Source organism: Chryseobacterium phocaeense (assembly GCF_900169075.1).
GTDB lineage: Bacteria > Bacteroidota > Bacteroidia > Flavobacteriales > Weeksellaceae > Chryseobacterium > Chryseobacterium phocaeense.
The window spans coordinates 3,207,757-3,224,178 of sequence record NZ_LT827015.1 but is presented as its reverse complement, the minus strand read 5'-3'; the positions used below and the strand labels follow the sequence as shown (position 1 = coordinate 3,224,178).

Annotated in this window: 12 protein-coding genes; 2 read left to right on the top strand and 10 right to left on the bottom strand. The window is 37.9% G+C overall.

The window, feature by feature from the left end; all coding sequences use genetic code 11:
- Positions 1–149 precede the first annotated feature (149 nt).
- Complete coding sequence (locus tag B7E04_RS21410; RefSeq protein WP_080780537.1) at positions 150–3,341, bottom strand: hypothetical protein; 3,192 nt, start codon at positions 3,339–3,341, stop codon at positions 150–152.
- Between the two features lie 475 nt (positions 3,342–3,816).
- On the opposite strand from B7E04_RS21410, the gene B7E04_RS21405 reads away from it, so the two are divergent.
- Positions 3,817–4,677, top strand: coding sequence for a T9SS type A sorting domain-containing protein (locus tag B7E04_RS21405; RefSeq protein WP_080780536.1), 861 nt, complete (start codon positions 3,817–3,819; stop codon positions 4,675–4,677).
- 312 nt (positions 4,678–4,989) lie between these two features.
- On the opposite strand, the gene B7E04_RS21400 is transcribed toward B7E04_RS21405, so the two are convergent.
- The 8 genes from B7E04_RS21400 to B7E04_RS21365 all read right to left on the bottom strand — a co-directional run bounded on the left by B7E04_RS21400 (position 4,990) and on the right by B7E04_RS21365 (position 14,322).
- Positions 4,990–7,812 carry an aminopeptidase gene (locus B7E04_RS21400; RefSeq protein ID WP_228440017.1) on the bottom strand — a complete coding sequence of 941 codons (2,823 nt, stop codon included), beginning with the start codon at positions 7,810–7,812 and terminating at the stop codon, positions 4,990–4,992.
- A 54-nt stretch (positions 7,813–7,866) separates the two neighbouring features.
- Positions 7,867–9,246: an orotidine-5'-phosphate decarboxylase gene (gene pyrF, locus B7E04_RS21395; RefSeq protein WP_080780534.1), complete on the bottom strand. Its 1,380-nt coding sequence runs from the start codon at positions 9,244–9,246 to the stop codon at positions 7,867–7,869.
- Between the two features lie 123 nt (positions 9,247–9,369).
- On the bottom strand, positions 9,370–9,711 hold the full coding sequence (locus B7E04_RS21390) for a YkvA family protein (RefSeq protein ID WP_062649823.1): 342 nt from the start codon (positions 9,709–9,711) through the stop codon (positions 9,370–9,372).
- Positions 9,712–9,795: 84 nt separating this feature from the next.
- On the bottom strand, positions 9,796–10,335 hold the full coding sequence (locus tag B7E04_RS21385) for a TlpA family protein disulfide reductase (RefSeq protein WP_062649820.1): 540 nt from the start codon (positions 10,333–10,335) through the stop codon (positions 9,796–9,798).
- Positions 10,336–10,382: 47 nt separating this feature from the next.
- A complete protein-coding gene (locus B7E04_RS21380) occupies positions 10,383–10,946 on the bottom strand; it encodes a thioredoxin family protein (protein ID WP_080780533.1) in 564 nt (187 codons plus the stop codon).
- 17 nt (positions 10,947–10,963) lie between these two features.
- A complete protein-coding gene (gene aroC / locus B7E04_RS21375) occupies positions 10,964–12,034 on the bottom strand; it encodes a chorismate synthase (RefSeq protein ID WP_080780532.1) in 1,071 nt (356 codons plus the stop codon).
- 50 nt (positions 12,035–12,084) lie between these two features.
- Positions 12,085–13,719: an LIC_10190 family membrane protein gene (locus B7E04_RS21370; protein WP_080780531.1), complete on the bottom strand. Its 1,635-nt coding sequence runs from the start codon at positions 13,717–13,719 to the stop codon at positions 12,085–12,087.
- A gap of 51 nt (positions 13,720–13,770) precedes the next feature.
- The gene (locus B7E04_RS21365) at positions 13,771–14,322 is read right to left on the bottom strand and encodes a glycine zipper domain-containing protein (protein ID WP_080780530.1); all 552 of its coding nucleotides are present in this window, start codon (positions 14,320–14,322) and stop codon (positions 13,771–13,773) included.
- A 246-nt stretch (positions 14,323–14,568) separates the two neighbouring features.
- Between B7E04_RS21365 and B7E04_RS21360 the strand changes: the two genes are divergently transcribed.
- Complete coding sequence (locus tag B7E04_RS21360; protein WP_080780529.1) at positions 14,569–15,018, top strand: hypothetical protein; 450 nt, start codon at positions 14,569–14,571, stop codon at positions 15,016–15,018.
- A 326-nt stretch (positions 15,019–15,344) separates the two neighbouring features.
- Here the strand turns inward: B7E04_RS21360 and B7E04_RS21355 are convergent, their stop codons facing one another.
- A complete protein-coding gene (locus tag B7E04_RS21355; RefSeq protein ID WP_080780528.1) occupies positions 15,345–16,172 on the bottom strand; it encodes a glycosyltransferase family 2 protein in 828 nt (275 codons plus the stop codon).
- Positions 16,173–16,422 lie beyond the last annotated feature (250 nt).

Genomic DNA, 16,422 nt, shown 5'->3' with positions numbered 1-16,422 from the left:
TTTTAGATGAGATATTAGATATCAGATAACAGACATCAGATTTCAGACCGGAGTATGATAGAAAAAGTTGTATTGATTTTAAAAACTTATAACTCATAACTCATACTTCATAACTCTAAAACGCTAACACCCTCAAAATCTCAAACCCGTTAAAAACTCGCTTTCACCTGCATACTTCCGATATGAATGGTTCTGTCCCCGGAATTTCTGCCTTCATAATTTAAATTCAGCTGAAGGAAAGAATTGATGGCCTGCTGAATAAAGACGCTCCATACCTGGTTTTTTCCCGGTTTAAGACCGTCCAGCATCTGGTTTCCTACAATACTGAAATTGTTCCCCGTAAAATCGTTGTTGATAAAAGAGAAGTTCCCTCTGATAGAAGTTTTCTTTCGCTCCCATTGAATGGTTCCTGTAATATCAAAAGCTTTCAGGAGTTCTTCTCCGTCTGCTCTCTTTTTCTGACGGTAGGCCGAGGAAAGTTCAGCCTGGATGGCATCTGTGAATTTATAGGTTGCTTTCGGTTTCGTTTCAATATTATTCAAACGGTAATCCCTTGTTGCAAATAGCTGGGACGAGTTTTTAAGTTCATGGACTGAGTTTTCCCAATCCACCCTGAATTCTTTATTGAACCAATAGCCAATATTGACAAAATGAGACGTCTGCTGACGTTCCTCATTACTGAAGTTGGCATTAATGAGATTGTCGTTCGTAATGAAACGGTAATTTCCATTCCATCCGGATTTTTCAGTTGGGTTAAACTGTACGGAAGCTAAAATATTCTGATTTTTAAGGATCTGGTCACTGTTCTTTTCAAAAGGATTCAGGACCAGAACCTTGTCTTTCTTGTAAAATGAGTTTTGCGAATTTAAGGAAACATTGAAATTCCAGCGCTTTAAAAATGCATTCTCGGAATTAAAAACAATAGATGGATTCACAAATAAAGCGAGCTGAATTTTATTTTTATTGGAAGGAATATACCTTACCGAATTCGTATAAATCCTGATGTACTGGGCCAGATCGGAATATTCTGCAATTTCAAATTCATCCAGCTGCTGGATGCCGTCGCCATTGTAATCGGTCCATTTATAAACACCCTGTCCGTCCGTTACTTTAAGGTATTGGAATTCTCTTTGAGCCTCCTGTCCGTTTCCAAGCTCATAAAATGCCTGAAGACGCATCCCGTTTCTGAACAGCTGCTGGTTATAAAGAATATTTCCTACCACAAAATCATTATTTCGTGTCATGTCCGCGTCGTCACTTTGGTAGAAGAACTTTCTGTAATGGATCAATGCATTTAAGGTGGTTTTATCCGTTTTAATAAGCTGGCTTTCTGCCATAATCCCCAGAATATTGTTCATACTCTCAAGCCTGTTGTTACGCACGGAATCATTGTCCCTCATATAAACCTTTGCAAGTAATTTGGTACGTGTACTGTCACCTATTTTTTTCTGCACGAAAAGTTCTTTCCAGCTGAAACTGGTGACATCCATGAGCTGGGTATCATTATATTTTTTCTCGTTATGTTCCATGCTTCCACCTACAGCCCAACTTCCTTTTTTGCCGGTAAACTCTGTGGAAACCCCACCCCGGATAAATTTAGTATCCTGAAGGGTGGCGGTGGTATTCAGATAGGAAAGGTTTCCTTTTGTGAAGAATTTTCCGGTGATCCAGCCAAAATCAAGATCATTTTTTATTCCTTTGTACGTATCCTGCTCATCCAGATAATTGATCCTGTAATTTAAGGTAGACTTATTATTCCATTTATTTAAAAAACTGAAGATAAACCTGTTTTGAGTCCTTTGGCTGAACTCCTGAACCAGGTTAAAATCCCTTGAGAATTCCACATCATTGATACGGTCTAAAATATGGAACTGCTTATCAATATATTGGTATTCAAAACTTGGAGTTCCTTTCCATGTGTTTTTTGTAAAGGTCTTATTTCCGAAAACACGCCATGCATAACCTATATTCTCGGCTGCATCCTTTGAGGAAAACAGGTTCAGGTCATAATTGCTCAAAGAGAAATCAGCCCCTATTTTCCCTTCCTTTAAAAGATATTCGGAATTCACTGAGTATACCTGCGATTTTTGTGGGGAAGGGAGTTTCCGTACAGCTTTGTAATCTCCAAGATTAGTTCCTACGTACTCGAAAACACGACCATTGTTGGTGGTTTGCGTAATTTTATAATCTCCCTGATTGATCCCAAAATAGGTGAAAGATACCTGATAAAGTGTTTCATTCTGATCCGTGGAAAATTCATAGAAGTTTCCGGCAGGATTTAAACGATATAAGATTTTGTTGACATCATATTCAGTTACCACTCCGGACGGCGCGTACATTAAATTAGGGTCATTCCCGGCATTGGCAAGAATCTGCTCATCTTCTTTTGAAAGGTTTAAAGAAAGCGGAGCATTTTTGTTGTCATTCTCCATGAACCAATTCAATCCTACTTTAAATTTCTCTCTCTGATGTTCAAGTTTCCCCGTAAACAGGTATCTTGAATAATTTCTGTTTGTATAGTTATAGGAAATGGTAATGAAATTCTGCTGGAAAATCGGACGGAAACTGGTAAAAGTTACTTCTCCGGTATTATAATTAATAATATAATCCTGGTTTTCTCCACGCTTCATCAGGATACCGTCAATAAAGACCTGCTCTGAACCTGAGATCAGGGTGATAAACTGCTCACCGTTTTTACCGGTTAAACGGTAAGGTCCCTGGTTTCCTTCCACCCCCTGGAAACGGACCCTGTGGAATTCACTTCGCGCCACCCCCATAGAAACATCTACAAAAGTCTTATTGTCCTTTCCGAATTCTGTCTGGAATTCAAGACCCATGCTTCGTCTCTGGAATTTTGCAAAATAGGTTTTGGAGTCTACAAGATCAAGATGTCCTGCTCTAAGGATTGATTTATCCTTAATATTGAGCTGCATATAGATCTTGTCAAATTCTTCCAGAGTCTGTGTATATCCGTCAGCCTGAATCGGTAAATTATGATCCGAAATACTGGCTAAAATAGTAACGTCCTTTGAAAGACGGCCTGAAATCTGTAGGTCCATGGAACTCTGTACAGACTGTCCCTGGTTATTCCCGAAAGTAATTCCGCGGATAATGGAACCTTTGGAATTCAGTTCTCCTAAAAATCTTTTTTTGTCGTTTTTGGCCAGTACTGCTTCGTCTACAATTATTTTATTGTTGGTTTTTACAAAATCAAGGGTGTCTTTTGCAAAAATATCCTGTTCAAACCTGGCGGCAAGAATGCTGTCTTTTTTTATACTGTCCTCAGGAATGTTTGGGTTTTTCCATGAAAATATCTGCGCATGAGCCGAAAATATGCCCATGAAAAACAAACCGATCAGAAGAAAAAGATTGCGCAAGCCTTTCAAAATAATTCGTAAAAATAACTAAAAAATGTTAATGGAAATAGGTTTCGCATTATTAACAGAAAATTAATGCAATTATTGTAAATACTTGAAAATTACAGTTGATTTTAGAGTGTAAATTATGAATGATAAAATTTCATAACCCTGAACATTGCGGACAGAAAAAATATTTTTTAAGCACAATCGGTGGTTACGATTTTCAGTCTAAACCTTGCAGTATGCTCAATTGATGAATTGATGACAGGAGAATCTTATAGATGATTAGATCCTTGTAGTGGGATTTATATGACGGCTAAAAATATGAATGTTAATGCGGTTTTTGAGAGAATATTTAAAAAAGTAATTTTAACTTATTGTTAATTATATACCACTATTTTACTAGAGTGATGGTTTTTTTGTACTTTTACCCAGTAAATAAAAAAAACTTTTTGTAATGAAAAAAATCTTTACTATTTTGGGGATAGCAGCGCTATCGACGATGAATGCACAAAGCTTTACGGCTACTTATGATTTTGAAGGGACACCTCCTCCAACAACAGGAGCTGTAGCAGGAGCCGGAAGTTCCAATATTGCTGCCGGAAACTTTACAACAACAGGATATACACAAACGGGAACGGGAAACAGATTTGCCCATAGCAATGCTCCTACAGCAACGAACCCTGACCTTTCAAAGTATTTACAGGTTACTATAACTCCTAATGCAGGTGTAAGCCTTTCCGTATCTTCTGTTACGTTCAGAAGCCAGAGATCAGGAACAGGACCTAGATTCTATGTGGTAAGATCAAATGCAGATTCTTATGCTGCTAACTTACCGGCATCAATCAGCCCGGCTAATGCAGAACTGGAAGTGGTAGGAACCAATGAATTTCATTTTGTAAATGACTGTTCAAGCTGTACAGGACAAAATGGAAATACTTTAGCGACGGCTATTTCCAATGTAACCACCCCTGTAACTCTAAGATTCTATTTTTACGGAGCTGAAGCTTCCGGAGGAACGTTCAGTGTTGATGATGTTATCATCAGCGGAACTGCTACAACAGGAGCATTAGGTACTTCTGAAAACTTCAGAACCAAACTGAACCTTGTAAAAAACACTTTCGTGAAAAGCGACGAGATTACTTTCGGTGCTGATGTGAAAGATGTTAAAGTATACAATATGATGGGACAGGTAGTGAAGTCTGCTTCTGTAAAAGAAAACGGTACGGTTAACGTTTCTGACCTTTCAAAAGGAAACTATATCGTGACAGGAACAGTAAACAACGAGCCTGTATCTCAGAAGATCCTGAAAGACTAATTTTTCAGTTTCTTTATAATATATGAGTTGCGGCCATTTCGAAGAAATGGCCGCAACTTTTTTGTGTAATTATTTGTCATATTGTTGTTTTCATTGACATAATTCAAATAATTCAGTGAATTTGTAAGTTGTTTTTTGTTTTGTGCGTAAATCTTTAGTCAGTTTAATTTTGTGGTATTCTTTTTGATATTTAAGTAATATAGGATAAGCGGATTCAATATTGATAAACCACTTATTTCTTATAAAGGCAAAAGTTAGTTTTCAATATAACATGTTAAAAGAAGCAGCTGTATTCTCAGTTGCTTTTTTATTTTAGTACCAGCCTCTTCTGGCAGCATTGATCACTGCTCCAAGATTAAGTACTAAAGTATATCTGATCCGTTTCGCATAATCCTTAAAAGAAGGCTCAAAGCCCAGCGAAGATTGAATAGGGAAATAAATCTCAAGGAAATCCGGAATCAGTCTCACTTTAATCCCGCTGTCCCAGATAAACTCTGCAGGACGGTTTTTATTTTTATAAATTCCGGCATCTGCATACACATGGAATATTTTCCATACACTGGAATCCACATTGAAAGAAGTGATCCACTGATTAACAGATCCGGGAATAAAAGATTTAAAACCACCGTCAGCAAGGATAAACTGTTGGGATAAAAGACCGCTGTTCGCACTTTCCCCCAAAAGATTATAAGAGAAAGAATAATTCGATACCCTCGAAATCCCGTAATTGAATGTATTGTTCCGGGTTTCGTTTCTTAAAAAATAACCGGCGAATAACCTGACACTCAGTTTCTGTTTAGGTGCAAACTCCCACCGGTAGAATCCTTCAGCAGTTATCTTGTTGAAATCTTCCATTCCTTGGGTGCTGAGACTTAAACTTTTTTCGTGAATCATCTGGCTGTCACTGTAGCCATATCCTGCGCTCCACAGATTATATTTCTTGTAATCTCTGTTAGCGATCATTCTTGGGCTCAGATCTCGTTCCAGATAATTGTAAGAAAGTCCGATACTTCTGCTCACTGTACTTCTCGGGTTTTTCCTGAAATTGAAATTGGAAAATAGGGAAGTTTTGGTATAAGCCAATCCGTAATCATAATGGAAATAAGATCCTGACACTCCAAACGTAATACTTCTGAAAACACTTTCAGCAGGGAGAAAAGAGTAGGAGATCGCTCCCGACCCTGTCAGCTTTCCGGTTCCGGTACTGTAGGTTGGGGTAAATGAATACAGGAACTTTTGATCAAAGAAGGACTGGTTCTTCAGGTTCACTCCAAGGAGGAATTTATCATAAGTATTATTAAAACGCACCCTTGGACTGATGTATACTTCGTTGTATTCAGGATTCGGAATATCCTTGACCAGTTTGAATTTTATCTTTTTTGCATTCGAGAACAGACCTTTCGCATATAAAAAGTTGTCCCGGTATTTGGATTCAGGGAAAATATAATCTGTATTGAGGGTCACTTTATGAATCTCTTCTGAAGCGGGAAGCACAAAATTGGTCGTCCTTTCATTTTCTTCCGTCTCTATCCAGTAATATTTCTTTTCGCCTTCCCGGGTTTGGGTCTCAAGTTTTACGGGAATGGAAGAGTCTGTGTTTTTTCCGATTCTGATGTTCAGGGATTCATCGTCTTTCCGTACATTTTTGAGTCTGAAATTAACCCTGTTTTTATGCTTTAGAAAATCAGAGAGATAACCTGAATTTTTATCTTTTTCAGCCAGCTCTTTAAGGAACTCTTCCGGATCAATCTTCTTGTCTGTATTTTTGAAGATATAATCTTTTAAAATAGTATCGAAATGATCGTAGCCCATTTTCTGTGCCGTATAATTAAACAGGCTTCCTGTTTCAAAGCTGCTCACTGCCATAACATTGAAGTTGCTCAGGACCGCAAACTTCTCGTCGATCTTCTGGTCAAGATTCTGGGACATGATATATTGATAAGACAGTCCATAACGGTCAATAAGCTTTACCTGTGATGCATGGAAGAGTTTCAGGGGCTTAACCCCGAAAATGCGTGTTTCCGGTAAGTTGCCCAATAATTTGGTCTCTTTATAAAACTTTTGAAGATATTGAATTTCCAGATAAGATTTTAAACCGTTTTTAAACCAGTGATTGGTCTGTTTATCGGCAATAATGCCTTCATCAAGCACTTTTTTTGCAATAATTCCGAAGTAATCAAGATCTGTTTTCTCAGCATCCGTGAACAGTTGAAACCGGAATTTCCAAAAACTAATATCATTATTTCCGAAAAAGTCTTCCGAAGATCTGAATTTTTCAGAAATAAAAAGATTTCTCGGCAGGAAACCGGTTTTTTCCTTGACGAATTTTAAATGCAGGGGAAGATAGAACTCCAGATTCTGTTTTTCTTCCGGTTTCAGATTGTATCCGAATTTGACCTCAGTATCATCTCCATCCACATTAACTTTTATTGAAGGAAGTCCGTTTTGTGCAATCACAAATTCAGGATCAGAATCAAGATAACCTTTAAATGCATTCATCTGGATCTGAGGAAGATTACTTTCGATAAAACTGTTGGGAGGAAGGTCAAAATTTACAGTCCAGTACGTATTGAAATTTACCGACTCTTCAATGTCGTGATAATTTCTTTTGGAAATATTGTCCGGATCAAAATGATCCGGAACAATAAAGAAATATTTTAATGCCGTCAGTTGATCGGATGTTCCGTAGCCCGTAAATTTCTTATCGGGAAGCTCCATCTTATACTGAAGCTTTAATTTAATGCTTTCACCAGGCCTTAAAGCCTCTGTCAGGGGAAGAAAAAGGTTCTCATCGGCCATAGATTTAACCGGAACGGACTCCTGTGCTGAAGTTTTAATCTCCAGGTTAAGAAGCTTACCCAGCTGTTCCTGTTTTGCAAAATGCAGGTCGCTACTTCTGTCCTCCAGCTTTCTGTAGACCAGGGATGTTCCTCTTTTATGATAAGCGGAAACCCAGTTGAGGAGTTTCACCGAATGAAGGTCCTTATCCGAATGATTGTAGTACACAATCTCCTGATTCACCTCCAGTATTTTTCTGTCGGCAGATAATTTTGCTTCAATATAAATGCTGTCTTTCTGCCCGGAAACCTGTACAATTCCCCAAAACAAAACTAGGCAAGTGGTGATCTTTTTCAATATCCTGTGATAAAGCCCAAATATAAACTTATTTTGAATAAATTCAACAGGGTTTTAACCTTGGATGGTGTTTTTTTGCAAAGAATTAACATACGCATTCCAACCTGTATTTTTGTAGGTAATGGCGGCGGTTTCCGGATCTGCAGATTTATAAATTCCTCTTCCCACGATAATGAAGTCGGTATGAAGCATTTTGAAAACATGCTCAGGAGTGTTATACTGCTGGCCCTTTCCGTCTCCCGAATCTGCAAGATTAACACCCGGAGTGAAAAGAAGAAGTTCCTCTGGAAGCTGGTTCTGGGATACTCCGCCAATCACGTTTGGATGGGATAAGGCCACTTTTAATGCTTCCTCACGGTAGTTCGCGGTAGTAAGCGTTCCTTTGGAAGACATTCCAACAATAGCAACTACGCCTACATTTTTAAAGCAATCTAAAGATTCAAATCCTCCGATGACCTGTGAGGTTACGAAATCTGCCCAGTTTGTAATTTTAAATACACCGCTGGTAAACTGAAGTTCCTGGGTGTTGCCGATGTCAGCAAACTTTCGGTCTTCCATCAGTAAAAATCTGTGCTTTTCAGCCAGTGCTTTAAGAGGAGTAATGGTTTTTTCGTAGTCAAAATCCGAAATGATATCAATATGCGTTTTCAGTGCAATCACGTGTGGGCCAACTTTTTCAGCTAAATCAAGCAATTCCTGTGTTGTGGTCACATCCGCAGATGCAATCAGGTTTGATTGTTTTGCCAGCGCCGTTTCTAACAGCTTTTTAGAAACTGAATGTTGCGCGTGCTCTAATTTTTGCTCGTAAGAACTTCTCGTTTTTTCTTCAAACTGGATATGGTTTCCCTGAAGAAAATCCTGGATTCTTTTTACTTCTTCGTCAGACAGTTCCCCGGTTTCCTGAAGAATAGCACATACTTCCGAAATATTGAAAAGCGTATGAACTCTGTAACCTTTGCTTTCCAGCAGCTGTTTTCCGCCCTGTTCCCTGTCAAGAACCACCACGATATCTGCTACCTTAAGGTCTTCCTGTTCTACCTCTGCAATAGTTTCTACAAGAGATTTTCCTGAGGTGATCACGTCTTCAACCAAAAGACAGTTCTGGCCTTTCTGGTAAATTCCTTCGATCAGTTTTTTAGTTCCGTAATTTTTGGCTTCCTTTCTTTTAATAATTAATGGAATATAACTTTCCAAAGACATTGCAGTAGCCATCGGAAGGGCTGCATAAGGCACTCCGCAGATCAAATCGAAATTATCCAGTGGAAGCATTTCCAATAAATAATTGGCCAGATTTTTTAAGATTTTAGGGTCCGAAGCCAAAGGTCTCAGGTCTACATAAAACGGACTTTCGATCCCGCTTTTCAAGGTAAACCTTCCAAATTTGATGATGCCCAGCTTGTAGCATTCTAAGAAAAATTCTTTTTTACTTTCCATTATTTTTTATTAGATACTGCAAATTTAATCATTTGAAATAAGGCTTAAAAATTTATCAGCAATTTGTAAATAAAAAACCATCCCGAACGTTTCAGGATGGCTTAAGAATATTTCTGTAAATTATTATTTTACAATTTCTGCGTCAATGACTTTTGTGCCGTTCAGCCTTTGTTCTGCTTCCCACAGGAGGAATTTATCCACTTCCTTGATCAGCTTTGGAATCGTAAGTGATAATACCGCAAGGTCATCCATGACACCCAGTACAGGTACGGCAAACTCAGGAAGAAGGTCTATAGGTGAGATCACATACAAAATCCCGAGTAATGGAAGGATAATGTCAATAGATTTCATCGGGTAAAGACCTTTTCTCCAAAATTTTACCATTCTGAAAATATCAGGGATTTTTTTTACGAAACCTTTATGGCTGATGGCTTCTTTTGCAAGATTCAATTTAGAATATTTCATTTTGTGTTTAGTTTTAATGAGTTCTTCAACGGAGTAAATTTCGCAAATTTTATACCAATAAACTATAAAATTTAGTTAAAAAAATTACTTAATTATATTGTCAATGAACTGATGCACAGTCTCTGTGTTCCAATCTCTGTAGGCATCCTCCTTAATGATAATTCTTCCATGCTGGTCTATCAGGAAAGTAGTAGGGAATACTTTCGGAAGAATTTTTTCGGAAATAGGGCTTTGCGCAATGTAAACAGGAACCGTATAATTATTTTCCTTTAAAAATGCTCTTACCGCATCTTCCTTGTCATTCATAGCAATCAGGATAAAATCTACATTTCCTTTTCTGGAATCATATAATTTCTGAATGGTAGGCCATTCTTTTCTGCACGGCGGGCACCATGTTCCCCAGAAATTCAGGAAAACAGGTTTATTTTTAAAAGCTTTAAGATTGGTACTCGGCGCATTGATCCCCTTCAGTTCAATGTCATAATCCTCCTCACTTACATGTACCGCATTTTCAATGGTAGCGATCGGGAAAAACTGGTCTCTCAGGTATTCTTTTACACCAGGAACAAAAGCCACCACTCCAATAATGATGATAAGCACAAGATAAATGATATTCTTTTTCATGGGTTGATCTTTACTGTTATTTTTACTGTAAGGGATTCAATGTTAAATTACAATAATTCCAGGATCTCCCGGATGGAGTCTTTGCCTCTGTTTTTTGCATAATACAGCTGCAGGTCATTGTAAAAGTTATCTTTCGGATAAGCCTCAGGGTCTGCTTTATGCTTCATTAATAATTCATAGCCATATTTCGGACGCGGGCCCCAGGAATTTTTTACGTTGAAATCTTTATCCAGGATAATCACTTTAGGGATAGATTCCGTACCGTTTGTCAGGAATTGATTAATCAGGCTTTTGTCACTGTCTCTCAGGAAAACTCTTACTTCATTGTGTCCTTTGAAAAAAGTAACAAGGGCCGGGACGGTGGCACTGGCGTCTCCGCACCATGCTTCTGAAATGATCAGGATTTTTCCGTCAAAATTCTTAGCAGCCAATTCTTTCAGCTGTTCTTCATCCGGAACATACTTTTTTAATGTTCTGTCCATCCTCTGAAGCCCAAGCTCATAATATTGTTTGTATTCTGTCTCCTGCTGACTGGAAGGATGTTCTAATCTTTCTCTTCCAATGCGGATATATTCTTCAAAAGAAATACCCTGATCCCAGTAATTTTTCATTACTAAAAATATTTTTGTTAAAAATTATTGATGTTTCTTGTCTTGTTGATTAAAAACAGATCAGCCAGTACAAATGCCGCCAGACTTTCCACAATAGGAACAGCTCTTGGCACTACACATGGATCATGACGGCCCTTTCCTTCTACGGTAACAGGATTTCCATATTTATCAACACTTTCCTGAGGTCTTAAAATAGTGGCCACAGGCTTGAATGCCGCACGGAAATAAATATCCATACCGTTTGAAATGCCCCCCTGAATTCCTCCGGAAAGATTGGATTTTGTGGTGAAATCCGTATTGAAAGCATCATTATGCTCTTTTCCGGTCATTTTTGCACCGCAGAAACCGCTTCCGTACTCAAATCCTTTGCAGGCATTGATGTTCAGCATTGCTTTACCCAGCTCAGCCTGGAGTTTGGAAAATATAGGCTCGCCGATTCCTACGGGAACATTTTTAATGACACAGGTCACTGTTCCGCCAATCGTGTTGCCTTCTTTTTTGATCTCTTTAATTCTTTCGATCATTTTTTCGGCAGTTTCGGCATCCGGACAACGTACCGCATTGCTTTCTGTCTTCGAAAAATCCAGAGCCTGATATGGCTTTTCACAGAAAATCTCACCTACGGAAGAAACGTAAGCATTGATCTCAATACCGGACAGCAGCTGTTTCGCCAAAGCACCGGCTACCACCCAATTGATGGTTTCCCTTGCTGAAGATTTTCCGCCTCCGCGATGGTCCCTGATTCCGAATTTCTGATCATACGTGAAATCTGCATGGCTCGGACGGAACGAATCAGCAATATGATCGTAGTCCTTGGATTTCTGATTTTCATTTTCGATGATAAAACCGATAGGGGTACCCGTTGTTTTTCCTTCAAAGATTCCGGAAAGAAATTTTACTGTGTCACTTTCTTTTCTTTGCGTGACAATAGCAGACTGGCCAGGTTTCCTCCGATCCAATTCATATTGAATTTTATCGAAATCTACCGTTAAACCTGCCGGGAAATTAGTGATGATACCGCCGTAAGCCACACCGTGACTTTCTCCAAATGTTGTAAGACTGAGAAGATTACCTAATGTATTGAACATAGTACAAAATTACCTATTTTTCTCCAGATAATAAAGTTTTGGGATTTGTTCTATTTATCAGTGTTTTTGATGGTATTGATAATGTGTTCGGTTTCCGTTTCTTCCCGGGGAGTAAGTTTTCTCCACATAAATCCTTTTCTGATGTTTTTTTCATCCACATACTGCGGGAAAATTCCTGATTGTATATCGTCCAGAACATATCCTGATGAAATGGCAGGAAGGGGAGTGTCAAAATTAAAAGGATAATCTTTTGATATATTGAATTTTAAATTTCCGGTTTGGAAGGTATCAAACTTATTGTAATGATAGGCCGAAGGTTGGCACAGCTGTTCTTTCTTTAATCCGGTCATAAAACTTCCGGGCCTGAAACTTGGAATGTATTTCTGTATAAAGCCAGGGAAACTTAAAATTCCAATTACGGCTAAGCTTAAAACGGAAAAAACGGCAAGTGATTTCTTTTGGCTAAAGTGAATCAATAAAATAAAAATTAACACAAAAAACACATCAATAAAAAAACGGTATTGTGCTGAAAAGCCCAGAACGAGTATGCTTTTAACGGCTATGGAAATAAAGACCAGCGTTATGATCTTTTTCTTTTTAATGAAGGCGAAAACAGCCAATCCCACCAGACTTATAATGAAGAGGATATTGATCTTGGATTTAATTCCTTCGAGGGTCAGCCAGTTTTTCACACTATCATAAGTAGAAAACTTTTGAATTTCTTCGTAGCTGTACTGCATATCATAGGTTTTCTGAACGGCATATTCCGACGAAATTTTCAGTACTTCAGAATTTGGTCTCCAGCTGAACCCAAAATCAGCCACAGCAACTGGAAAAATCGGGTATCCGAATGTCCAGATATTTTTAATGATAAAAAGCAGAAGAATAATTCCTCCAAATATCATAGTCTTAAAACTGGTTTTATAGTGAAAAGCGGAGCAAAGAACTCCCAGTAACGGAAGCCAGATCATAGTAGGTTTTATTGAAAAAACAAAAACAGAATAGGCAAACAGGAGCGGTATATTTTTATTTCGGGATAAAATTTCATTTAAAATAATCAGTGAGAATGTGATCACCGGAAGGTCAGGGCTTGGTGACTGTGAAAAAAGCAGAAGCACCGGAATAAAGCACACCTGGATCCAGCTTTTCCGTTCAAAAATATACAACGTATATATAATAAGAAGAATAGCATTAATCCTTAGAAACGGATCTGAAAAATTGGAAAATCCTGCCTGAAAAATATGCCATACCGACATTTGCCCCAGAGTAAGGTCAAGGTTGGAAATGCCTCTCACCAGACCATACTCTGTAAGCCACTTAATCGTAGGAACATAATATCCGAAATGATCTAAAATAAAGGGATAAAAAGAACTGCTGAATATAATAATCACGGAAATACCGCTTATTAAAATAGCTTCTTTTTTTGAAAAACGACTAAATTCATGGTATAACCTTTCTTTGAAAAAGAAGAAAATTCCGGTGAGAATCACAGGGATTTCTGCATATAAATCAAGAGGGATAAAAAATGCCAGAACCGTCCAGATCAAGCTGAGTCCTAATATCCCGGTCAGGATATTTCCTGAAATCCCGCAAGACAAAAAGTTCCCGGTATATTTTTCCATGATCTTTCCCCAGCCGGCAAGAACTGATAGAATAAGGGCCGAGGAAAACAGAAGTAATATCATAAAAAAAGATTGCCTAAAAATAAGCAATCTTTAAATGGTATCGTGAAAATATTAATTACGCGGCTGAACTCTTCCATCTTTTCTGTCTCCTGCTCTACCGATCGTATAACCGGTTGCACCACCTACTACACCACCAATCACGGCGCCAAGACCTCTGTTTTTCTTAGCAACAATAGCTCCTAATGCAGCACCACCCACGGCACCAATGGCAGTTCCCTTAGCGGCCTTACTCCATCCTTTCTTCTGTTGTGCGGTTGTTCCCTGTGAAGAGCTGTTTCCGTTATTTGCATAAGTTCCGCCTCCTGAATTAGAGTTGGATCCTCTGTCTCTGTATACTGTTTTTGTTTCTCTTATGATCTGAGGTTTTGAATTGGCTGCAGCCGTTGCTTTGGATTTGCTTTCTGCAATGCTGTCTGCTTTTTTCTGGGCCTCATATACTATTCTTTCTTTCTCAATAGCCAGTTTTTGTTTTTCTATATCAAGCTGTCTTGCCTGAAATTCAAGCTTTTGCTGTTCTAAAGATTTTTCAGCTGTCCTGTCGTCTTTTTTGCAGGCAGTCATTAAAAAGACTGATAAAAAACCTGCTAATACTATCTTTCTCATAATTCAAATTTTAATAAGTCTAAGCCAAAACGGCGGCAACTTTCTATGTATTTTCAATTATGAAGCCAAAATTAAGTTAAGAAACGTTAAAATAATGAATATGAAGTTAAACTTCCTTTTAGATGGAAGATAAGGAATAACTGAAGCCGCTTATTGATGGGGATGTAATGTAATTTTGAGTTAATTTATGATTTTTATACAGTTCATATGAATTGGTTACTTTTGAAATACCAAAATTACATTCTTATGAAAATATCAATTTTAAAAACAATGGCTTCGGCAATTTTTCTGGCCGCTGCTGTTTCATGCTCTTCTCATGATGAGATGATGGCGGACGCCCAGACACAGACAAAATCTGATTCTTCCAAAGAAGCTTTAAAGACAAAAACCTATAAACTGAGATTCGGGCTTATTTCTTTAGATGGGACCAAAACTCTTTCAGGAAATCACGACGTAGGAAGCTTTCTGGCTGAGAATACAGTGACAGGAGAGGTATATGACACGTATTATGGAGGTGGATTTCAGACTCTTCCGGGGTATTATGACGGAATTCCGGCCGGTGATTATACGTTTTCTGCAATGCAGGGTCAGGGAGGCTGGACTGGCTACGGATCTGTGACAGGAACCGTATCTGATGCCCAGGTAGATGCGGATGGCTATGTTACGGTATACATTCCGGTAACCTGGGCTGAATAGTTGTGACATGATTTAGCGTTGATGTCATCAATTTCAACTCAATTTTTATATGAATTTAGCAGTTCGTAGATTGTATTTACATCGCGTGGAAATTTGTGTTAAATTTAAAATATAAAATGAAAGAAACTGGTTTAAGAATCTATCATTCTTATTAAAACCGGAAAAATATTAGGACAGTATTGTCTACGAGATTCTGTTTGGATTTTTCTAAATAGATTTTTTCATCATTTGTGTTTTTAGGCCTCCTTACCAGAGGCCGTTTTTATTTCTTAAGTTGAAAAGGAAAAGCTTCCCATTTCTGAGAAGCCTTTATTAAATATTGAATGTTAAATATTGAATGTTACTTTTACTTTATTAATGATCCTGTGAAGTTTTTGAGTCTGGTAATTCAGGAGCTCATAGATTTCGTAAGGGCTGGTGTATTCTTCCGGGACTGTTCTGTTGTTTATTTTTGTAATCCCCCGTCTTTTCATGGTATCATGAATTACGCGGGCAAAAGATTCTTTGGCTCCCTGTTTGGAAGAGTGCTGTGAAATTCCGTTAGAATGCAGACGATATAAGTAAAGAGGTTCTTTAATATATTTTACGCTGCCATGCTCCAGGATCTTCAGGTAGAGATCCTGGTCTACAGCACTTTTCAGATTGGGATTGATGCCGGAAGTTTTCAGATAAGTTTCTTTTTTAAAGGTGAAGAAATGTGCAAACTGGGTAGGGCAGTTGAAAAAATACCTGTTGTTACAGATCTGCTTAGTACTTGCAAAAACTTTTTCCGGAGTCAGGTTTTCATTGCAGAGCATCATCTGAGAATAGGCAGCTGCAATATCGTTTTTAGCAAATTCTTCAGTCATTTTTTTCAGGGTATCCGTATACAGGGCGTCATCAGGATCCAGATAAGCACACAGTTCTCCTTCTGCATATTTCATGCATTCTCTTTTTGTATAGCCGCAGCCTTGATTTGTGGCATTCCTGTACAGCCTGAACCGTGAGTCATTCTTAATAATATCCTCTATTATTTCCAAAGAATTATCTGTAGATGCATCATCAACAATAATGACCTCCCAGTTTTCATAAGTCTGGGCAATCAGTGAGTTATAGCAATCTCTGAAGTATTTACCATTATTGTAGTGGGCTACAAGAATAGAGAATTTGATCACGGTTTATTGAATTAAATTAGTAGTGAATAAAACTAAGCAATAAAACATTGAGAAAATTTAACATAGATCATAGGATATGTGATTAATTTTTCATATAATTAACCATTATGTTGAGTAATTTTTATTTTAAATATTTTATTAATGTAAATATTTAAAGTGATAAATGTTCACCAGTATATTGATTTGATAACAAAAAATGAACTTTATGACTGCAAGCATAAAATGGTAGCCTGAAAGGGATTAAATTTGG